This window comes from Pontibacter saemangeumensis (assembly GCF_039541895.1).
In the GTDB taxonomy this organism is placed as follows: domain Bacteria; phylum Bacteroidota; class Bacteroidia; order Cytophagales; family Hymenobacteraceae; genus Pontibacter; species Pontibacter saemangeumensis.
This window is the reverse complement of the sequence record NZ_BAABHC010000011.1, coordinates 107,404-128,075: the sequence shown is the minus strand read 5'-3', so window position 1 is coordinate 128,075 and position 20,672 is coordinate 107,404. Positions and strand designations below refer to the sequence as shown.

At 56.4% G+C, this 20,672-nt stretch carries 16 protein-coding genes; 10 read left to right on the top strand and 6 right to left on the bottom strand.

The features are described 5' to 3' along the window. Window positions 1-14 precede the first annotated feature (14 nt). On the top strand, window positions 15-1,373 hold the full coding sequence (locus ABD920_RS10475; RefSeq protein WP_345158848.1) for a GDSL-type esterase/lipase family protein: 1,359 nt from the start codon (window positions 15-17) through the stop codon (window positions 1,371-1,373). Between the two features lie 344 nt (window positions 1,374-1,717). On the opposite strand, the gene ABD920_RS10470 is transcribed toward ABD920_RS10475, so the two are convergent. Together ABD920_RS10470 and ABD920_RS10465 are read right to left on the bottom strand one after the other, a co-directional pair. Then, the gene (locus tag ABD920_RS10470) at window positions 1,718-2,356 is read right to left on the bottom strand and encodes a phosphoribosyltransferase (RefSeq protein WP_345158846.1); all 639 of its coding nucleotides are present in this window, start codon (window positions 2,354-2,356) and stop codon (window positions 1,718-1,720) included. 215 nt (window positions 2,357-2,571) lie between these two features. After that, a complete protein-coding gene (locus tag ABD920_RS10465; RefSeq protein ID WP_345158844.1) occupies window positions 2,572-3,255 on the bottom strand; it encodes a dienelactone hydrolase family protein in 684 nt (227 codons plus the stop codon). A gap of 131 nt (window positions 3,256-3,386) precedes the next feature. Between ABD920_RS10465 and ABD920_RS10460 the strand changes: the two genes are divergently transcribed. The 3 genes from ABD920_RS10460 to clpB all read left to right on the top strand — a co-directional run bounded on the left by ABD920_RS10460 (window position 3,387) and on the right by clpB (window position 7,682). Further along, complete coding sequence (locus tag ABD920_RS10460; RefSeq protein WP_345158843.1) at window positions 3,387-4,061, top strand: hypothetical protein; 675 nt, start codon at window positions 3,387-3,389, stop codon at window positions 4,059-4,061. Between the two features lie 156 nt (window positions 4,062-4,217). Beyond that, window positions 4,218-4,904, top strand: coding sequence for a deoxyribonuclease V (gene nfi / locus ABD920_RS10455; protein ID WP_345158842.1), 687 nt, complete (start codon window positions 4,218-4,220; stop codon window positions 4,902-4,904). 153 nt (window positions 4,905-5,057) lie between these two features. After that, window positions 5,058-7,682, top strand: coding sequence for an ATP-dependent chaperone ClpB (clpB, locus tag ABD920_RS10450; RefSeq protein ID WP_345158841.1), 2,625 nt, complete (start codon window positions 5,058-5,060; stop codon window positions 7,680-7,682). A gap of 514 nt (window positions 7,683-8,196) precedes the next feature. On the opposite strand, the gene ABD920_RS10445 is transcribed toward clpB, so the two are convergent. Next, on the bottom strand, window positions 8,197-9,258 hold the full coding sequence (locus ABD920_RS10445) for a Gfo/Idh/MocA family protein (RefSeq protein WP_345158840.1): 1,062 nt from the start codon (window positions 9,256-9,258) through the stop codon (window positions 8,197-8,199). A 318-nt stretch (window positions 9,259-9,576) separates the two neighbouring features. Here ABD920_RS10445 and ABD920_RS10440 point away from each other — a divergent pair, with 318 nt between their 5' ends. Next, the gene (locus tag ABD920_RS10440) at window positions 9,577-10,146 is read left to right on the top strand and encodes a hypothetical protein (protein WP_345158839.1); all 570 of its coding nucleotides are present in this window, start codon (window positions 9,577-9,579) and stop codon (window positions 10,144-10,146) included. 85 nt (window positions 10,147-10,231) lie between these two features. Here the strand turns inward: ABD920_RS10440 and ABD920_RS10435 are convergent, their stop codons facing one another. Next, window positions 10,232-11,482 (bottom strand): lactonase family protein, encoded by a 1,251-nt coding sequence (locus ABD920_RS10435; RefSeq protein WP_345158838.1) that lies wholly within the window; start codon window positions 11,480-11,482, stop codon window positions 10,232-10,234. A 447-nt stretch (window positions 11,483-11,929) separates the two neighbouring features. Between ABD920_RS10435 and ABD920_RS10430 the strand changes: the two genes are divergently transcribed. Both ABD920_RS10430 and ABD920_RS10425 read left to right on the top strand, forming a co-directional pair. Continuing rightward, window positions 11,930-12,523 carry a HupE/UreJ family protein gene (locus ABD920_RS10430; protein WP_425568604.1) on the top strand — a complete coding sequence of 198 codons (594 nt, stop codon included), beginning with the start codon at window positions 11,930-11,932 and terminating at the stop codon, window positions 12,521-12,523. A 76-nt stretch (window positions 12,524-12,599) separates the two neighbouring features. Beyond that, window positions 12,600-14,936, top strand: a complete 2,337-nt coding sequence (locus tag ABD920_RS10425) for a M1 family metallopeptidase (RefSeq protein WP_345158836.1) — start codon at window positions 12,600-12,602, stop codon at window positions 14,934-14,936. 88 nt (window positions 14,937-15,024) lie between these two features. Here the strand turns inward: ABD920_RS10425 and ABD920_RS10420 are convergent, their stop codons facing one another. Both ABD920_RS10420 and ABD920_RS10415 read right to left on the bottom strand, forming a co-directional pair. Next, entirely contained in the window at window positions 15,025-16,374 is a 1,350-nt protein-coding gene (locus tag ABD920_RS10420; protein WP_345158835.1) for an NAD(P)/FAD-dependent oxidoreductase, read from the bottom strand. Window positions 16,375-16,645: 271 nt separating this feature from the next. Next, window positions 16,646-17,317: a peptidase associated/transthyretin-like domain-containing protein gene (locus ABD920_RS10415; protein ID WP_345158834.1), complete on the bottom strand. Its 672-nt coding sequence runs from the start codon at window positions 17,315-17,317 to the stop codon at window positions 16,646-16,648. A gap of 74 nt (window positions 17,318-17,391) precedes the next feature. Between ABD920_RS10415 and ABD920_RS10410 the strand changes: the two genes are divergently transcribed. The 3 genes from ABD920_RS10410 to pruA all read left to right on the top strand — a co-directional run bounded on the left by ABD920_RS10410 (window position 17,392) and on the right by pruA (window position 20,554). After that, a complete protein-coding gene (locus ABD920_RS10410) occupies window positions 17,392-17,778 on the top strand; it encodes an ArsR/SmtB family transcription factor (RefSeq protein WP_345158833.1) in 387 nt (128 codons plus the stop codon). Window positions 17,779-17,926: 148 nt separating this feature from the next. Next, window positions 17,927-18,628, top strand: a complete 702-nt coding sequence (locus ABD920_RS10405; RefSeq protein ID WP_345158831.1) for a YjjG family noncanonical pyrimidine nucleotidase — start codon at window positions 17,927-17,929, stop codon at window positions 18,626-18,628. A gap of 291 nt (window positions 18,629-18,919) precedes the next feature. Then, on the top strand, window positions 18,920-20,554 hold the full coding sequence (pruA, locus tag ABD920_RS10400) for an L-glutamate gamma-semialdehyde dehydrogenase (RefSeq protein ID WP_345158829.1): 1,635 nt from the start codon (window positions 18,920-18,922) through the stop codon (window positions 20,552-20,554). Window positions 20,555-20,672: the final 118 nt, after the last annotated feature.

The following is a 20,672-nucleotide window of genomic DNA, read 5'->3' as shown; positions in this document are numbered from 1 at the left end:
ATATAACTACCTATATGTTACAACTTTACGCTTTCATCAACTTTTACCTGTTTCGCTACCTGCTGGTATTCTTCTTTGCCACCACCGCCACTCCTTCCATCGCACAATACAAGCTGATGGTTTTGGGGAACTCTATCACACAGGGAAACGCGACGCACCCGGGCTACCGCTATGAGCTCTGGAAAATGCTGGTGGATGCGCAAATAGACGTAGAATTGGTCGGCTCGCATGATGTGAATGAAGGAGGTTTATCCCCGGTGCAGGGTACTGTATATAACGGAAAGACCTACACGAACCGGAATGAAGGGCACTGGGGCTGGAGCGCGGATGAAATCCTGGACGGAAGGGACGGGAAGGGCAACCTGGCGGCGTGGCTGCAAGGCTATACCCCGGACATTGTGCTGCTCCACCTCGGCACCAACGACATGTTCAGGCAGTGCGGCACGGCCGAGTCTCCGAGGCGCGCGTGTTACCAGGAAACAATCAACGAGTTGAAAGAGGTAATAAAGCTGATCCGGGGGAAGAACCCCGCCACCACGTTCTATGTGGCGAAGCTCATTCCGGCCTACGAGCAGGTAGCAGGCCCCTGGGCGGCAGGCAACATTCAGGAGCTGAATGACAGGATCCCGGGATTCGTGCAGCAGATGAACTCCGCTGCGTCGCCGGTGATACTTGTCGACCAGTACGCAGGCTTCAATGCTACCACCGGGGCAGACACCCACGACGGCATACACCCGAACGCGAGCGGAGAACTGAAAATGGCGCAGAAGTGGTTCGCCGCCATCGAACCTGCCATCACCCCCTTTCCCGTAGAACTCACCTCTTTCAGTGCCAGGAGCACTTCTCAGGGATCGATACAACTCACCTGGCATACAGCCTCGGAAGACGACAACGCTTATTTCGAAGTACAACGCTCCAAGGATGCTGCCGATTTCGCACCTCTAGGCCGGGTAAGCGGGGCAGGCACCTCCCATATACCCCGAACATATAGTTTCGAGGACACCACGGCCACAGCCGGAGCGCTCTATTACAGGCTGAAGCAGGTGGACGGGGATGGCGGCGACAGTTATTCGAAGGTGGTGTTTGCGGAAAGGGAGTTGCAAAACCAAAAACTGCAGGTATACCCGACCAGCAGCGGCGGCGGGCGACACGTCACCGTGCACTTACAGCACCATCAGCCCGGTTCAGAAGTCGGGATAAAGGTTTTCACTTCCTCGGGGCAACTGGTGAAGGAATTCAGGAAGCGGGTTAGCAGTGGAGGTAGCCTGGTTGAACATGTAAAGGTGCATGACCTGCAAGGGGCGGGCCTCTATCTGGTGAAGGTTCACTCGGAAGGCCGGCAGCTGGAGGGTAAGTTTGTATTGGAGGAGTAGCGATTTCACTTTGTCAGACAGCCTTTTATATATAATACCACTATCAGTTGGTTCATGCGCATTGCAATTTGCCTGTCTGCAAACTCCCCTCCTCGGAGGGGCAGGGGTGGGTTCTATAGAACAGCTGCGTGCGCAGTATTCAGTTGATAATGGTATAAGATTATATATAAATCCCTGAAAGGAGAGCAGCTATTGACCGTGGCGGCTTTGCAGCACCAGCGAAAAACTTAGCTCCGCCTCGAGGATATAAGGGACAGGGTCGAAATACATGTGGCGGAAGTAAAAGGCCTTTCCCACTTCCAAGATCAAGATGACACTGAAGAAAATGCGGACCAAACATCGTCTTAAGCCTTGGAGCTCTCCTGGTCCTGCAGCAGTTTAATCACCAGTTCATCGCTTACCTGCGAGAACTCCTCGTAAAACTGCCCCACCGCCTGAAAGCTCATCGGCACCAGCAGGCACACCACCTCATCCACCAGGCTGCTGATGGTATCGTAGGCGGAAGGAGACGCCACCGGCACGGCCACCACAATTGCGCGCGGCTGCTCTTTCTTTACCAGCTCTATGGTGGCCAGCAGGGTTTTACCAGTGGCAATGCCGTCGTCCACCAGTATCACCACCTTGTCCCGAAGCGGCACGTGCTCGCGCTTCCCCATATAGAGGCTGTACTTCTGGCGCAGGCCCTCCCGGATGCGTTTCACCTCGGCCGCGATGTACTCCTCGGGCACATCCGCCCGCTCGTCTACCAGCACCGAGTCGAGGCTGACGGAGCCAATGGCAAACTCCGGGTTAGCCGGGTGGCCTATCTTCTTGGAAAGCGTAACCTCCAGCGGCATGCCCAGGTGTTTGGCGATGGGCGCCGCCACGGGCACACCGCCACGCGGGATGGCCAGCACGACACCCGGTTCGCCCCGGTACTTTTCCAGCCGCTCCGCCAGCAGCCAGGCAGCTACTTTCCTGTTTCGAATAAGGTTATAGTTCATGGTTTTGTCTTGCGTTAAGTGCGTGGAGCTGAAACAGGCGACTGTCCCCCCGTCAGCGGTGCCTATATATCCGAATGAGTGGCTGGCTATATATAAACGCTGGGCATATATATACCGGCATGAAGGCGCGCGCTGGTTTCAGGTTATATGCTCTCGGCTTCCCGACCCAATACTCCCCGTGTTTCATCTGCCCGATCACATATGCGAACCCACCCCTACGGCCGGTTTTGATGCAGGGGCTGCTGCTTGTCGGGTGCGAGGTACTTCCGGAACCAGTCAGTGGCCAGCTGCGCGACCATCTCCAGCGCACCGGGCTCCTCGAAAAGGTGCGTGGCATCCGGCACGATCTCCACATCCTTGATGCATTGCATCTGGTTCTGGGCCTGTATGTTCATTTCCAGCACACTTTCGTCCCTGCCGCCCACGATCAGCAGGGTGGGCACCTGCAGGTCCGGCAGCACGGCATCTGCCAGGTCGGGGCGGCCACCGCGGCTCACCACGGCCTTAACGATATCCGGGCCCTCGGCGGCGGCGGCACCGATGGCAGCGGCCGCTCCGGTGCTGGCCCCGAAAAAGCCGATGTTCATATCCTGCGTCCTGGGGTCTCGCTCTATCCAGTAAGTGGTGTCAATCAGGCGCCGGGTAAGTTTTGGTATGTCGAAGCGGCTCCTGGTGTCCCTGTCCTCCTCCTCCGTCAGCAGGTCGAAGAGCAGCGTGCCGAAGCCGGAGCGCTGCAGGTGTTCGGCCACGAAGCGGTTGCGCTTGCTGAGACGGCTGCTGCCACTGCCATGCGCAAAAATCACCAACCCCTTCGCCCCCTCCGGAATCGCAAGGTCTCCGATCAGTGACACGCCCTGCACATCGATTCTGACAGTGTCGTTGAATTTGTAGTTTGCCATAGCTTCAGTATATAAGATGGAACAGCCGTTTTGCATACAGCTACTCTTTAATTTACGACCACCCTCCTTCAAAGTTGAGGAACGGCGACACCCGCCGCATTTTCCTGCGTACTTTCTGTATCCACTTCTATATGAGCATGCTACATCACCTCTTCCACCTCCTGCTGCTTGCGCTTTTGCTGTGTTCCTGCACATCCGAAAAGCGGCAATCCCCCGGCTCCGGCATCACCTCAAAAAGCGGCGGAGCGGACTCGCCGGAGACCGTACAGGAGGAACCGGTGCGGAATGACACCACTGACTTCCGGGCTGCCTTCAGGCGGTTTTTCACGGCATTACAGGCTGCGGACACAGCAGCGCTGAACCGGTTCATCCACCCGGAACTGGGCATCTGGCTGATAGAGCAGCCGGGGGCCTTGCCCAAAATGACACATGTGCATGATATCAGCGCATTCAAGAGAGAATATCAGGATCGCGCTTTTTTTACTGTTGCAGAAGAGGTGAAGCAGTGCGATCTATCGGAGGAGCCATTCCCGACATTCGACTGTGCTGACATGAATTATGAGGCCGGAGAAACCGGATACAGCAAAGACGGTTGCTTTGTCTGGAAGTCCGATAAGTTCCGAAGAAGCGGCTACTGGGACTACGCCAACCTCACCCCATCTCAGATCGGGCAGATCAAAGCCACGCTTCCGCTGGTCCGGCGCTCGGTGCTGCACACCAATACCTCCTTCGAATTCCATTTCGGGTTTGTAGACCAACAGTGGCGGCTGCTTTTTGCAAAGCTCATATATCCCTGCAGCGCTTGACTTTAATTTTGGAGGAGTGATTGGGAAGAGGGGTGGATAGGAATCTTGAATACCTGCATTTGAATACCTGCATTTGAATACCTGAATATAAACTGCTACAGCACCGTGTTAGTCGTAAACCATGTCTGTTGTAACTCATAATTCGTAATTCAAAACATGGCCTATTATAGAAATTTCGACACGCCTCCACCAGACCCGAAGGTGCTGCAGGCGCTTACAGAGCAGCAGCGGCAGATGCAGCAGCGGATCATCCTCCAGAAACCTGATTTCGAGTTGAAGCTGATTGCGGGCTGCGACTCCTCCTTTATCGGGGAGGACACGATATTGTCAGCGTTTGTGCTGTTGTCTTACCCCGGTTTGGAAGTGCTGGAGAAAGTCTGGCACCACGGGCCAGTGGAGTTGCCCTATATCCCCGGCTTCCTGGCTTTCCGGGAAGCGCCCAACCTGCTGAAAGCCTATGAGAAACTGCAGCAGAAGCCCGACCTGATCATGGTAGACGGGCACGGCATATCACACCCGCGCCGCCTGGGCATTGCCACCCACCTGGGCCTGCACCTGAACAAACCCACCATGGGCGTGGCCAAGAAGGTACTGGTGGGCAAGTATACCGAACCGGATGCGGCCAAAGGCTCCGTGGCGCCGCTTATATATAAAGAGGAGGTAATCGCCAACATACTCCGCACCAAGGACAACGTGAAGCCGGTGTTCATATCGCCCGGACACCTGATGGACCTGGAGTCTGCCACTGAGATTGCTCTGGCCTGCGCCACAAGGTACAAACTGCCTGAGCCGACAAGGCTAGCGGATCATTACGCGGCGGTGTTCAAGAGTGAGGTGCTTTAACCAGCAGGTACCTGCCATACTGTCTCCTTAGTAAAATACAATGTTGCCAAAACCTGACATAATTACATTATATATACCTCAAAATACCATTGGTGTACCCTTTGCTATACTGCTCGTAGAAATTAGACTGAACCAAAGGAAACAAACAAAGACATGAATTTTAACAATTATACCATCAAAGCGCAGGAGGCCATCCAAAAGGCCACGGAGATAGCGGGCGGCAATCAGCAGCAGGCGATTGAGACTGGGCATATACTAAAAGCGATTCTCCAGACAGACGAGAACGTGACCACCTTCCTGCTACAGAAGCTGAACATCAACGGCAATATTCTCAACAGCAAGTTAGACGATATTGTAGCCGGTTATCCGAAGGTAACCGGAGGTGGCGGTCCCTATCTCGCAAATGATGCCAATGCGGCGCTGCAAAAAGCCACTTCTTACCTGAAAGAGTTTGGGGATGAGTATGTCGCCATCGAGCACATGCTGCTGGGCCTGCTGGCGGGCCGCGACAAAGTTGCCGGCCTGATGAAGGACGTCGGGTTCAATGAGAAAGACCTGAAGAAGGCCATTAAGGAACTGCGCGGCGGCACCAAGGTGACCGACCAGAACGCGGAGGCCAAATACAACTCGCTGAAGCGCTACGCCAAGGACCTGAACGAGCTGGCCCGCGCTGGTAAGATAGACCCGGTGATCGGCCGCGACGAAGAGATTCGGCGCGTGCTGCAGATCCTGAGCCGGCGCACCAAGAACAACCCCGTGTTGCTGGGAGAGCCAGGCGTGGGTAAAACCGCCATCGTGGAGGGACTGGCGCAGCGTATCGTGGCGGGCGACGTGCCGGAGAACTTGAAATCGAAGACGCTGATGAGCCTGGACATGGGCCTGCTGGTGGCAGGCGCCAAGTATAAGGGCGAGTTTGAGGAGCGCCTGAAAGCGGTGATCAAGGAAGTGGTGGACGCGGAAGGCCAGATTGTTCTCTTTATTGACGAAATCCATACCCTGATTGGCGCGGGTGCCGGCGGCGAGAGCGCCATGGACGCGGCCAACCTGCTGAAGCCTGCCCTGGCGCGGGGCGAGCTACATGCCATCGGCGCCACCACGCTGAAAGAGTACCAGAAGTACATCGAGAAAGACAAGGCGCTGGAGCGACGTTTTCAGGCGGTGATGGTGGACGAGCCGAACGTGCCGGATGCCATATCCATCCTGCGCGGCATCAAAGACAAGTACGAGGTGCACCACGGGGTGCGCATCAAGGACGATGCCATCATCGCTGCTGTGGAGCTCTCTAACCGTTACATTACCGATCGTTTCCTGCCGGACAAGGCCATTGACCTGATGGACGAAGCGGCCTCGAAACTGCGCATCGAGATAGACTCGCTGCCGGTGGAGCTGGACGAACTGCAGCGCCGCATCATGCAGCTGGAGATAGAGCGCGAGGCGATCCGCCGTGAAAACGACAAAGACAAGGAAACGATACTATCCAAGGAAATCGCAGAGCTTTCCGGCAAGCGCGATGACCTGAAAGCGAAGTGGCAAAACGAGAAACAGATCATTGAAGGGCTGCAGAAAGAGAAAGAGAACATTGAGCAGTACAAACTCGAGGCCGACCAGGCTGAGCGTAGCGGGGATTACGGCCGCGTGGCGGAATTGCGCTACGGCAAGATTCAGGAGGCCGAGGCCAAGCTGAAGCAACTGCAGGACCAGGTACGCGAAATGCAGGGCGAGAACCCGATGCTGAAGGAGGAAGTGAACGCCGAAGACATTGCCGAGATCGTGGCCAAGTGGACCGGCATCCCGGTGAGCAAGATGCTGCAGAGCGACCGCGAGAAGCTGTTGCACCTGGAGCAGGAGCTGGGCAGGCGCGTGGCCGGGCAGGAAGAAGCCATTGAGGCCATCTCTGACGCCGTGCGCCGAAGCCGTGCCGGCATGCAGGACCCGAAACGCCCGATCGGCTCGTTCATTTTCCTGGGTACCACGGGTGTCGGTAAAACGGAGCTCGCCAAAGCGCTGGCCGATTACCTGTTCAACGACGAGAACGCGATGGTGCGCATCGACATGAGCGAGTACCAGGAGCGGCATGCCGTAAGCCGCATGGTCGGCGCGCCTCCGGGATACGTGGGTTATGATGAAGGCGGCCAGCTGACGGAGGCCGTGCGCCGCAAGCCATACTCCGTGGTGCTGCTGGATGAGATTGAGAAGGCGCACCCGGATGTGTTCAACATCCTGCTGCAGGTGCTCGACGATGGCCGCCTGACAGACAGCAAAGGCCGCGTGGTGAACTTCAAGAACACCATCATCATCATGACCTCAAACATCGGCTCACACATCATTCAGAGTAATTTTGAGACAATGGATGAGTCTAACCACGACGAGGTGATTGAGCGCACCAAGGATGAAGTGTTCGAGCTGCTGAAAAAGTCGGTGAGACCGGAGTTCCTGAACCGGATCGACGAGCTGGTGATGTTCCGTCCGCTGAGCCGTGGCGACATCAGAAAGATTGTCAACATCCAGTTCCGCCATATACAGGAGCGACTGGAAGAATCCGGCATCCAGCTCATTGCCACCGACGAGGTGCTTGATTACCTGGGAGAGCAGGGCTACGATCCGCAGTTCGGTGCGCGTCCGCTGAAGCGCGTGATCCAGCGCCAGGTGCTGAATGAGCTGTCAAAGGAGATCCTGTCCGGAAAGATCAGCAAGGACTCCGTGGTAGAGGCCGTGCTGGAAAAAGGGAAGATCCGGTTCAACAACGTGGATGTGGTCATACCCACGGGAGAAGAGTAAGTTTAGCGTTTAGTTGTAGAAAAGGCCACCCGGTTGGGTGGCCTTTTTGTTTTATATGCCGCCGCTACAATAGCCATATATACCCAACCCCGTGCTGGTTCCCTAAGCCTGACGGCCGCGCATGTAAGGCGGGATAGGCTGCAGCTTCGTGGTTCAGACGCTCGCGGGACCTTCGGACAACGCGAGGTCTTCCGGTTTATTTGCTTGTCCTCCTATTTAGCTCGTGGGCTAATTTATATATGGGCACAGCTTCTGGTGGGTTATGCTTATGGGAAATCCACGCTGCGGCCAATCTAAAAAATATGAGGCGTGGGCAGCTCCTGCAAGTGGCTGGGTCTCTGGCAGCAGTTGTCGCAGGCCTTGATAATCTGGCGGGCTTTTAGCACGAATTTGTATCATATCATACTTAAGCCTCCCATCGTAAAAGCTCCTGCTCGTAATAAAGCTCTTCTATACTCTTCTATATAAAGAGAGGTTTAACGATGGAAAGAGGTTCAGGCAAGTTGGCCATATATCATGTCAGCGCCACCCGCTTCCCGCTCCGCGCCGACTGCCGGGCAGCGTCCAGGATCTTCACCACTGTCAGGTTGTTCTCCAGCGACGACAGGTCCTGCGTTGGTTCGATATCGCCTTTCACCACGGCGGCGAGGTAGGATATAGGGTCCTGGTATGGGGTGGCCAGCGGCTCCACATGGTATAGGTGAAAGGCCCCGCCGGCTTCCTTTGTGGTGCGCAGCGTGTTCCCGTTCACTGCCTGCAGGTAGCCGGTCTGGCCGAAGATCTCGAGGTCTTTTATATTGAAGGGCCAGTTCCAGGAGGCTTCGATGATGCCCGTGGCCTGCGGGTACTCCAGCACAATAACAGCGTCGTCATCTACCCTGGGGTATATAGCCGGCTTTAGCTGGCGGGTGACGGCCGTCACGGCGATCGGCTCCTTCCCCTGCATCAGCCACGTCATCAGGTTAGCGCCGTAGCAGCCGAAATCCATGATCGCCCCGCCCCCGTTCCTGACCGGGTCTGTCAGCCAGTCCAGAAACTCCTTGGAGCAGCCGAGCTCCCTGGGCCCGATGTTGCCGTCGTGCACCGCCATTTTCCTGATTTCACCTACGGCTATCTGATGCGCCGCCATGATATATAGTTGCTGGTTGCTCGGGTACCAGGTGGTCTCGTAGTTGGTGAGCAGGTGAACCTGGTGCCGGCGTGCCAGCGCTGCCATGCGTTCCGCGTCTTTCAGGGTGGTTGCCAGGGGCTTCTCCACCATCACATGCACGCCCAGCGGGGCGCAGGCTTCCACCACTTCTATATGTTCGGAGATGGCATTGTAGGCCAGCACCGCATCCGGTTTTTCATATTCCAGGAGCGCGGGCAGGCTTTTGTAGAACAGCGCTTCCGGCAACTGGTAGAGCCGTCGGTAGCGGTTAACCAGTTCCTGGTTCTCTTCCGCAATCCCTACTACCAGCACATCCGCCTCTGCCAGCCGGTCGAGGGCTCCCTGCACGTGGTCGTGCGTCAGGCCCGCCAAAGCCACCTTCAGGGGCTGTTTCAACTTAGAGGAGTAGTTGTGTTTATATACCATCTGTACCTTGATACTTTCTATGTCACTATAAGGAAAGTATATATAAAGGTTTGCTCTAAAGGATAAAGTCAATGCGTTAGAGTAATATCCACTTCAACAGGCTCTTGCTAACCTGTCTTATAAGGAACTGCCTGGACCCGAATAATATGTGGTTCCTGTAAGCCCACCCGTGTACAAACCTTACTATACGCTACAATTTAATAATCCGACCGCTCTTATTATCATACAAATAAATATTATAATCGTATAACACCCATAAAGTTGCTATTCTGTAGCTCGTTAAACCATCGAATCAACCATCTCTGAAGAAAAGGCTGTATGAGAAATACCGCAATTTTTTTATTATCAGCCAGTTGCTTACTACTCCTTAACTCCTGCACAGCTGTGCAGGCACAGAGCCCGGATAAACAAAAGACCATGTACAGATGCTGGGTGTATTTTGAGGGGCCTACTCCAGTATATAAAGGAGTACTGCTTAGCACCAGCGATTCAACAATACAGGTACTGCCGAACGCAAAAAGGTACAACCTTCCTCTCACAGCTACTCAGACACCCATATCCATTCCGGCGACAGCTATCAAAGAAATCAGGTTCAGGTCAAAGGGCCGCCCGGGCCGCGGGGCGCTTTTTGGCGCCTTAATTGGTGTAGCTACCGGCGCGATTATAGGTTTTGCTGACGGTGATGATGAAGGCACTTTCTTTGCATTTAGTGCCGAAGATAAAGCACTTATAGGTAGCACATTGTTGCTACTCCCGGGAATTGGCATCGGTACACTGGTAGGTAGCGGCAAAAAGAAAATCAACATACAGGGCAACCCAATTACTTACCAGAACGCACGGAGTAGTTTACAAAAATATGCTTTGCAACCTGCTCCTCAATACGAGTGAGTTAAACTTGTAAGGTATAGAGAAGAGTAAACCAGCCACTCCGGCTGGCGCTTTGCCCAAGATGCTCAGGATTCGGACACGCAACTTACTCAAAGTCCGGCACCACCTGCAGGCACACCGGCTTGCTTACCTCGGAAGTATGGCCCGTGGCTGTCAGTTTGCCGGTTGCCTTGTCTCTTTTGAAGGCGACGATGCTGTTCGAGCGCTCGTTGGCCACCAGCAGCAGGTTTCCGCTCAGGTCAATGGTCATGTCACGGGGCCAGTCGCCGCCGCAGGGCACATTCTCCACATACGTCATGTTGCCGGTGCTGTCATCAAGGCTGTAGACCACGATGCTGTTGTGCCCGCGGTTGGACCCATAGAGGAATTTCCCGTCCGGCGATACCCTGACAGCGGCAGGATAGTTGTTTTCCGTAATGTCAGCGGGGACGGTAGGCAGGGTCTGCACCTCTGTAAACGTGCCGTTGCCGCTGTCATAGGCAAGGGCCGTCATGGTGGAGTTGAGCTCGTTGATCACATAGGCATATTTCCCGCCCGGGTGAAAAGCCATCTGGCGCGGGCCGGCACCGGGGCTGGCAACGAAGGCTACGGCCGGCTCGGCCGGCGTCAGCGCGCCGGTGCCGGAGTCGAGGCGGTAGCTGTAGATTTTGTCTACCCCTAAGTCAACAGCGTACACATACTGGTTGTCCGGGCTGGGGGCTATGTAGTGGGCGTGGGCAGCTTCCTGGCGGTCTTCGTTGGGGCCGGTGCCCTCGTGCTGTTCCACGTCAGCGGCGCTCTCCAACTGCCCGTTGTCCTTTATCGGGAAGGCGGCCACGTTGCCGCCCGAGTAGTTGGCCACCAGCACGGTTTTGCCGCCCTCCCCGAGGGATATATAACAGGGGGAGCCCCCCATGGAAGCCTTTCGGTTCATCAGCGTCAGGTTGCCGTTTTGCGGGTCTACGGAGAAGGCACTAACTGCCCCGCTTTCCTGCCCCTCGTAATTGCCGATTTCGTTTACGGCATATAGATGTTTGCGGGGCTCGTCCAGGGTCAGGAACGAAGGGTTCGCGCCAGCCCTGAAGCCGCTCACGCGGGTCAGCTCCCCGGTCTCGTGGTTCAGCTGATATAAAAAGATGCTCTCGCTGCCGGCGTCGGCGTAGGTGCCTATATATACCATAGATGTCGCTTCTTTTGCTGTCTCGGTTGCTTCTTCATTCTCCGTGGCTGCCTCTTCTGGCACGTCCGTCTCTGAGGTGTTGGAGCTGCAGGCAGAGAGCGCCACAGAAAAACTCATCACACTTGCAGCTGCTACTTGTACAAACTTGCGCCGGGTATGGTTGCGGAATTGCTTCATGTTCTTGGGTTGGTGGTTTATATACGGTGGCCGCATGCAGCGGGTAAAGCACTCCAAAGCATACGCAGCGGCCAAAAACAGGGCATCGCTGAGGAGCCGGGCAAAGCATGATCAAGGGGCCCGGAAATCAGTTTATCAACATAAAAACCCCGGTCGCCCATGCCTGCACGCGCATGCCCCTTTACCTATATAGGGTTACGCCTACTCAAAGTAAGAAATATTGTTGTATTGCCATCAAAGCACCCGCTTATTTTCATCGTCTATATAGGCTCATACCGGAACAGCCCTCCCCGAAGCAATAGGAAGGCGCTGCTGGGTGCAAAGCGCCTTAGACCACAGGGGACAAAGCGGGCCGGAGCAAGTGCGCAAGCCCTGTGCAGTTGCAAGTCTGTGGGCAAAGGCTTAATTTGCCTGCCTGAACTGCATCACCCTGACCTGACCCGAACCGTGTCTTCTGTTCTCTCGACCTATATACAGTTGGGCTTCCACCATATCTTCGATTTCAAAGCCTACGACCATATGCTGTTCCTGGTGGCCCTGAGCGCCATCTACACCCTCAGCGACTGGCGCAAGGTCATTGCGCTGGTTACCTCCTTCACCATCGGCCACTCCATCACGCTGGCGCTCGCCACCTTCAACATCATCAGGTTCGACACAAACCTGGTCGAGTTCCTGATCCCGGTCACCATTCTGCTCACCTGCGTCACCAACTTCTTCAAACTGAAGGGGGCTGCGGGCCAGCAGGCTACTATCCTGTCGCTGCACAACCTGCTGGCCGTGTTGTTTGGCCTGATCCATGGCATGGGCTTCTCCAATTTCCTGAAGGCGATGCTGGGGCGCAACGGCAGCATATGGCAGCAGCTGCTGGCCTTTAACATCGGCATTGAGCTGGGGCAGCTGCTGATTGTGGCGATACTGCTGCTGATCGGTGCGGTGGTGCTGAACGTGTTCCACGCCAAAAAGCGCGACTGGATTATGGTGCTGTCGAGCGCGGCGGCGGGCGTTGCCCTTGTTTTGATGATGGAAACTAATATATTTTAGCGTTCAAACAATTATATTTGAACTTTATACCTGAGCTTACTCCTTAAATTACATAACCTTACCAAACACCTGATTCATGAGAAACCTTTTAGCAGGTTTGGCGCTGATGGGTCTGGCAGCAGGGCCGCTGACGGCGCTGGCGCAGGACACCAAATTTGCCCAGCTGGGGCAAGAGTTGCCAACCCCTAATACCTACCGCACGGCATCCGGCGCACCCGGCCACCAATACTGGCAGCAACAGGCCGATTACAACATCAAAGTGGAGCTCGATGACAAGAACCAGTCGCTGACCGGCTCCGAGACCATTACCTACACCAACAACTCGCCCGATGTGCTGAGCTACCTCTGGGTGCAGCTCGACCAGAACATCTTCGAGCCGAACTCGATGAGCAACCTGACGAAGACCGGGGAGCTGAAAGACAAGATGACGCTGCAGGCGGTGGAGTACCTGACCCGCGAGGAGTTCGACGGCGGCTTTAAGATCAGCAAGGTGACGGACCGCGGCGGCAAGGCGCTGCAGCACACCATCAACAACACCATGATGCGCATTGACCTGCCCGCACCGCTGAAGCCCAACCAGAGCTTCACGTTTAACGTGGACTGGAAGAACAACATCAACAACCAGAAAACCCTGGGCGGCCGCTCCGGCTACGAGTATTTCCCCAAAGACGACAACTACCTCTACGAGATCGCGCAGTGGTTCCCGCGCATGGCCGTGTACGACGACGTGAACGGCTGGCAGCACAAGCAGTTCCTGGGCAGCGGGGAGTTCGCGCTGCCCTTCGGCGACTATAAAGTGAGCATCACAGTGCCCGCCGACCACGTGGTGGCCGGTACCGGCGAGCTGCAGAACGCCAGCCAGGTGCTTAGCTCCACGCAGCAGAAGCGCTGGGCAGAGGCCGCCAAAAGCGAGAAGCCCGTGGTGATCGTGACGCAGGAAGAGGCGACCAACGCCGAGAAAACCAAGGCCACAGATAAAAAAACGTGGGTATATACTGCCAAAAACGTGCGTGACTTTGCCTGGGCAAGCTCCCGAAAGTTTATCTGGGACGCGATGAACGTGAACGTGGGCGGCAAGAAGGTGCTGGCCATGTCGTACTACCCTAAAGAGGCAAACCCGCTCTGGGGCCAGTACTCGACCGAGGCCGTGGGCCACACGCTCAGAACCTACTCTAAGCGCACCATCGACTACCCTTACCCGGTGGCCATATCGGTGCACGGCCCGGTGGGCGGCATGGAGTACCCAATGCTTTCCTTCAACGGCTACCGCCCGGAGGAAGACGGCACCTACACTGACCGCACCAAGTACGGCCTTATCTCGGTGATCATCCACGAAGTGGGCCACAACTTCTTCCCGATGATCATCAACTCCGACGAGCGGCAGTGGACGTGGATGGACGAGGGACTGAACACCTTCATGCAGTACCTGTCGGAGCAGGAGTGGGAGCGCAACTACCCTTCGCGCCGCGGCGAGCCGAAGGACATCGTGGAGTATATGAAAAGCGCCAAGAACACGCAGGTGCCGATCATGACCAACTCGGAGTCGGTGCTGCAGTTTGGCCCGAACGCCTACGGCAAGCCGGCCACCGGCCTCAACATACTGCGCGAAACCATCATGGGCCGCGAGCTGTTCGACTACGCCTTTAAAGAGTACGCCACCCGCTGGGCTTTCAAGCACCCGATGCCCGCCGACTTCTTCCGAACCATGGAGGATGCCTCAGGCGTGGACCTCGACTGGTTCTGGAGAGGCTGGTTCTATACCACCGACCACACCGACATCGCCCTGACAGACGTGAAATGGTATACCGTGGACTCCCAGAACCCGGAACTGGTGAACGCGCAGCGAAGGGAGCAGCTCAACAGCGAGCCGAAAACACTCTCGCAGCAGCGCAACCTGCAGGACATCTCCAAAACGCTGGTGGAGCGCAAGCCGGAGCTGAAGGACTTCTACAACTCCTACGACCCGCTGGCCACCACGGCCGCCGACCAGCAGCGCTACCAGAGCTTTGTGAAGAACCTGTCGGCGGAGCAGAAGAAGACCCTGGAGGCAGGACTCAACTTCTACGAAGTGGGCTTCCGGAACGAAGGCGGTTTGGTGATGCCGCTCGTTGTGAAAATGACGTATGAGGATGGTGCCGAGGAAGTGGTGAACATCCCGGCGGAGATCTGGCGCTACAACAACGACGAGATCACGAAGGTGTTTGTGACGGAGAAGCCCGTGGTGAGCTTTGCGCTGGACCCGTACCTGCAAACCGCCGACACCGACCTGTCTGACAACAGTTACCCGCGCCAGCTGGCACCTTCCCGTTTCGAGCTATACCAGCAGCAAAGGCAGCAGCAGCCCAACCCGATGCAGCAGCAACGCTCCACCAGCCGCACCAGCGGCAGCGGCGCCGGCAGCTCGGCACAATAGGCAAGCGCACCCTACAGCCCTATATATAAAAAGCGCCTTCTGACTCTGGTCAGAAGGCGCTTTTTATATATAGGGTATATCCCCTGGCTCAGCTCTCTGTGTTATACTGGTCGAAGAACTTGCGCCGCTGCCGGTCGCCTTTCCGCACGAAAGGCCTGATGATCAGGCGGGTGCCGCGCTCGTAGGTAAAGAGGCGGTAGGTCCAGTTGCTGAGCACCACCAGCTTGTTCCGGAAGCCCACGAGGTAGGTGATATGCACAAAAAGCCAGATCAGCCAGGCAAAAAACCCGCTGATGTGCCTGTTGCCGGGCAGGTCGGCCACGGCACGGCTGCGGCCGATAATGGCCAGCGACCCTTTATCAAAGTACTTGAAGGGCTCCAGCTGCTCGTTCCGGATCAGCCTGTTCAGGTTTTTGGATAGTAGCTGCCCCTGCTGAATAGCCGGCTGCGCCACCCCCGGGTGCCCCTTCGGGAACTCATCGGATTTCATGAAGGCGATATCGCCGATGGCAAAAATGTCACTGAAGCCCAGCACCTGGTTAAACTGGTTCACCAGGATGCGGCCCCGCTCCACAGATTCGGCCGGAAGGCCGTCTATCAGCGCGCCGGCCACCCCCGCTGCCCATACCAGCGTATGCGTGCGGATCTGTTCCCCTCCTTTCAGGGTGGCCACGTTGCCGTCATACGACTCCACCAGCGTGTTTAGCTTAATGGAGATGTCCATCTCCTCGAGGTACTTCTTGGTTTTGGCGCTTGCCTCCGGCGACATCGGCGGCAGCACCCGGTCAAGGCCCTCCACCAGGTAAATGTTCATCTGGCTGAAGTCCAGCCCCGGGTAATCGGTGGGGAGGACGTGCCGCCGCATCTCTGCCAGCGCCCCCGCCAGCTCGACACCCGTCGGGCCGGCCCCCACGATCACGATGTTGAGCAGGCTTTGCCTGATCTCCTCGTTCTTCGTCATGCTGGCCTGCTCAAACGACTGCAGCAGCTGGCTGCGCAGGTTCAAGGCATCGGGGATCTGTTTGAGCGGGAAGGAGTACTTCTTGATCTGGTCGTTGCCGAAGTAGTTCGACTTGGTGCCGGTGGCCACCACCAGGTAATCGTAGGGCAGGTCGCCGATGAGCGTAGATACGGTTTTGGAGGTAGGGTTGATGCCCGTCACCTTCACCAGCCGGAAGTGGAAATCCTTGTAATCATCGCTCCCGAACATCTTGCGGAGTGGCTCGGCAATGGCATCCGGCTCCAGACCGGCCGTGGCCACCTGGTACAGCAGCGGCCAGAACCCGTGGTAGTTCTGCCTGTCGAACATCACCACCTGGAATTTCTCATTGTCAAGTTTCTTGGCCAGGTTGATTCCGCCAAATCCCCCGCCGATGATGACAACGCGGGGTTTGGTGGTGGCAGGTATATTAAGGGATAACAGGTCCGTTTCGAGCATAGTTTTTTCTTTAGCATGTTGGCAACCGCAGCCCCATCTACAGGAGGCCGCCCTGTGGCTGCTTTTGGCAATGCACATGGTTCCTCTCGGAAATAACGAAACCGGCACCGCTTAGTTACCAGCCGCCGGCTTTGCTTGCCGGCAATTCGGAAATAAGGCATGGGCCAAAGGCATATAATGCCCCCGGAACCTGCCATGCGCAGCAAAGCCGGCTGTGCTGTAGTGTTACGAAGGGAAATCGGAATAAGGGTAGGAAGAGGGAAAAGCGCTGTTACTTCTGCTTGAAGTCGCCGTTGATCAGCGACTTGATAAGCGCCGGTATGGCAAAGGGGCTGATGCCCGTCTGGATCATGTGGCGGTTTTGCTGTTGTAGCCGCTGTTGCTCCATGCCATACTTGAAATTGCCGGACCCGTCCATGGGTGTGGTCTTAAAAAGCTCCGCCAGGCGCTCGGGGTCCAGGTTGCGCATGGCGATGGTCCGGCCCTCATCGGGCAGCTTCACGTTGGCCACGGCCTCCCTGAACTCACGCTCGGTAGCCCATGGGAACACATCCACCGTCGGGAGCTCGGTGGGGTCTTCTATCATTTGCATGATAATGGAGTAGCTTTCGCTGCTGTATGTTTTCGGGATGATCAGGTACTGCCGCTTAAAGCCAATGGCGCTGAACAGCACGCTGTCACCGGCCAGCACGGGCACCGAGAAGAAGCCATACTCGTTGGACTGCGTGCCGCGGCCGGTGCCCGGCACAAAAATACTGACACCGGTTACGCCGTACAAGCTGTCGCCGGTGGCCACAAAGCCCGAGAGCTGCACCACGCGCGCCTGTCGCTGCGCTGCCGCCTGCTCCGGGGTGCAGAGGAAAAGCAGCAGGCCCAGAAGTGGCAGCAAGAGCCTTTTAAAAGGCTTTGCATTGAAAAGAAACGGGTGTTCAGAAAAATCCATGTGCTACAATTATACTATATTTATCTTTTATACTAGCTGCTTTTACCTAAATTTGTTCTGCGCCCGACCTATTTATGAGACTTAAGCATTTCAGTCTTTCTTTTGGCGAGCAGGTCCTGAAGGCCCTCGCCGACGAATCACGTATCCGCATCCTCCACCTGCTACTGCACCACAAGGAAATGTGCACCTCAGATCTGGAGCAGGTGCTCGATTTCACACAGACCAAGACCTCCCGCCACCTCTCCTACCTGCGCAACGCCGGCATTGTGTCGCCACGCAAGATGGACCAGTGGGTGTTTTACACCGTGAAAGACGAGGCCGTGGACTTTATCAACCAGATCTTCTCCTATATGGAGCGCGACGCGGTGCTGCAGAAAGATGCCGAGGTGTACCAGATTCTGTTCTCAAACCGCGAGCTGGCTGTGAACAAACTGCAAACCCGTCGCTGGACTGCCCAGTAGCTTTAACCTGCCCCCACATAACCCGCAAACCGGGATTATATTGCCTTCAACCAGGTGTGGTACCGCCGTGTTCTGCACTTAAATAATGCAATTCTCAAAACATCCGTTCCACCAGCGCGTTTTACCTACTCTTACGCTGCTTTTCCGCATGAAAACATACGCCCACATTTTATTCGACCTTGACCACACCCTCTGGGACTTTGAGAAAAACTCCGAGGAAACCCTGTATGCCTTATATGACCAGTTTGCGCTTGGCAGCTTTGGCAAGTTCGACTGCAGCTCCTTTTACAGAAAGTACAAATTTGTGAACATGCGCCTCTGGGACCTCTACAACAAGGGCCGCATCAAGCAGGCGGAGCTGCGCGAGAGCCGCTTCGTGAAAACCCTGACGGGGCTTGGGCTGGAGCCGCACGAGGTGCCAGCGGGCATATCGGAGGCCTATATACAACTGTGCCCTACCAAAACCGCCGTGTTCCCATTCGCATACGAAGTGCTGGAGTACCTCAAGCCCAGGTACGGCCTGCACATCATCACCAACGGGTTTAAAGAGGTGCAGCACATCAAAATGAGCTCCTCAAACCTGCACCCCTACTTCCGGGAGATCGTGACGTCGGAGTGCTGCGGCTACAAAAAGCCGGACCGCCGCATGTTCGAGCACCTGCTGGGCCGCATCGGGGTGGCGCCGGAAGCGTGCCTGATGATCGGCGACAACTACGAATGCGACATTGCCGGAGCCCGCGATGCCGGCATCGACCAGGTGTTTTTTAACCCCGAGAAGACCAGCCACAGGCGCAGCCCCCGGCCCACCTACGAAATCAGCTGCCTGAGCGAGCTGAAGCAACTGCTGTAACAACAACCGCTCCTATATATACCCCCGTCACCACCCTGGTTTACACAGGAACCTCGGCACGGCCATATAGTTGCACCCCGCCCTCTCCTTCCATATAGGGCCGTATGCAGCAAGCGCCGGCAGGACTGCTTTTTTCACTTCTGAAGCGCCTGTATGGCCGGGTTAAGGGCAGAACTGCGGCCTGAATGGCGCTTTTCCGGGCAAAAAGCCGTACCTTTGCGCCGCAAGGCAGCTGTTGTGCAGCGCCGGAAGGAATACTTTACTTATACTTTAAATCTTACGCACATACGCATGGCAACCGGATTCTTCAAAGTACCAACTCCCGTTAACGAACCCGTAAAATCATATGCTCCCGGCTCCCCTGAAAGGGAGGAACTGCAGCGCACTTACAAAGAGCTGAAGTCGAAGCAGCTGGATGTGCCGATGTACATTGGCGGCGACCGGGTATATACCGACAACAAGCAACCCATGGTGCAGCCGCACGACCACCGGCATATCCTGGGCCATTTCAGCGAAGGCGACGCGTCCCACGTGGAACAAGCCATCAACGCGGCCCTGGCTGCGCGCGAGATGTGGTCGAACATGGCCTGGGAGCACCGCGCCAGCATTTTCCTGAAAGCCGCCGAGCTGCTGGCCGGGCCGTGGAGAGCAAGGTTGAATGCGGCCACTATGCTGGGCCAGTCGAAGAATGCCTACCAGGCCGAGATCGACTCTGCCTGCGAACTGATCGACTTCCTGCGCTTCAACGTGCAGTACGCCACGGATATATACCGCATGCAGCCGGAGTCATCGCCGGGCGTTTGGAACCGCATGGAGCACCGTCCGCTGGAGGGTTTCGTGTTTGCCCTGACGCCTTTCAACTTCACCGCCATCGCCGGCAACCTGCCGACCTCCGTAGCCCTGATGGGCAACGTGGTGGTATGGAAGCCCGCGCACACCCAGGTATATGCCGCGCACATGATCATGGAGCTGCTGCAGGAGGCGGGCCTGCCGGATGGCGTGATCAACCTGATCTATGTAGACGGGCCTACGACGGGCGACGTGGTGTTCAGCCACGCCGACTTTGCCGGTATCCACTTCACAGGCAGCACCGGCGTTTTCCAGAACATCTGGAAGACCATCGGCAACAACATCCACAAGTACAAAACCTACCCGCGAATCGTGGGCGAGACAGGGGGCAAAGACTTTATCGTAGCCCATCGGACTGCTGAAGCAAAGCAGGTGGCCACGGCCATTACCCGCGGCGCCTTTGAGTTCCAGGGCCAGAAATGCTCTGCGGCTTCGCGCGCTTATATACCCAGCAACCTGTGGGACGAGGTGCGGGAGTACGTGATCGAAGACCTGAAGTCCTTCAAGATGGGGCCGCCGGAGGATTTTTCCAACTTCATCAACGCCGTGATCGACGAGAAGTCGTTTGACAAAATCGCCCGGTATATAGACAATGCGAAGGAGAGCAACGAGGCGGAGGTGATCGCGGGCGGCAAAACTGACAAGTCGAAGGGCTACTTCATTGAGCCGACGGTGCTGCTGGCGCACAACCCGCAGTACATCACCATGTGCGAGGAGATCTTCGGCCCGGTGATCACGCTCTATGTGTATGACGAGAATAACTGGGAAGACACGCTGGAGCTGGTAAACGCCACGTCGCCCTATGCCCTGACAGGCGCTATTTTCAGCAAGGACCGCTATGCCATCGAGTACGCCACCAAGAAGCTCAGCGACGCCGCCGGCAACTTCTACATCAACGACAAGCCGACGGGCGCCGTGGTGGGGCAGCAGCCGTTCGGCGGCGCCCGCGCCTCCGGCACCAACGACAAGGCCGGCTCTATGCTGAACCTGCTGCGCTGGGTATCGGCTCGCTCCGTAAAGGAAACGCTGAACCCGGCCACCGATTACCGCTACCCGTTCCTGGGCGAGGATAAGTAACCGAAGACCAGCTTATATATACCAGCGGCCATGTTCTGAAAGGAGCATGGCCGCTGTGTTGTCGGGGCCGTCCCGGTGCGGCTTTTATATATGCCTGAGACGGCCACGCTCCCAATAT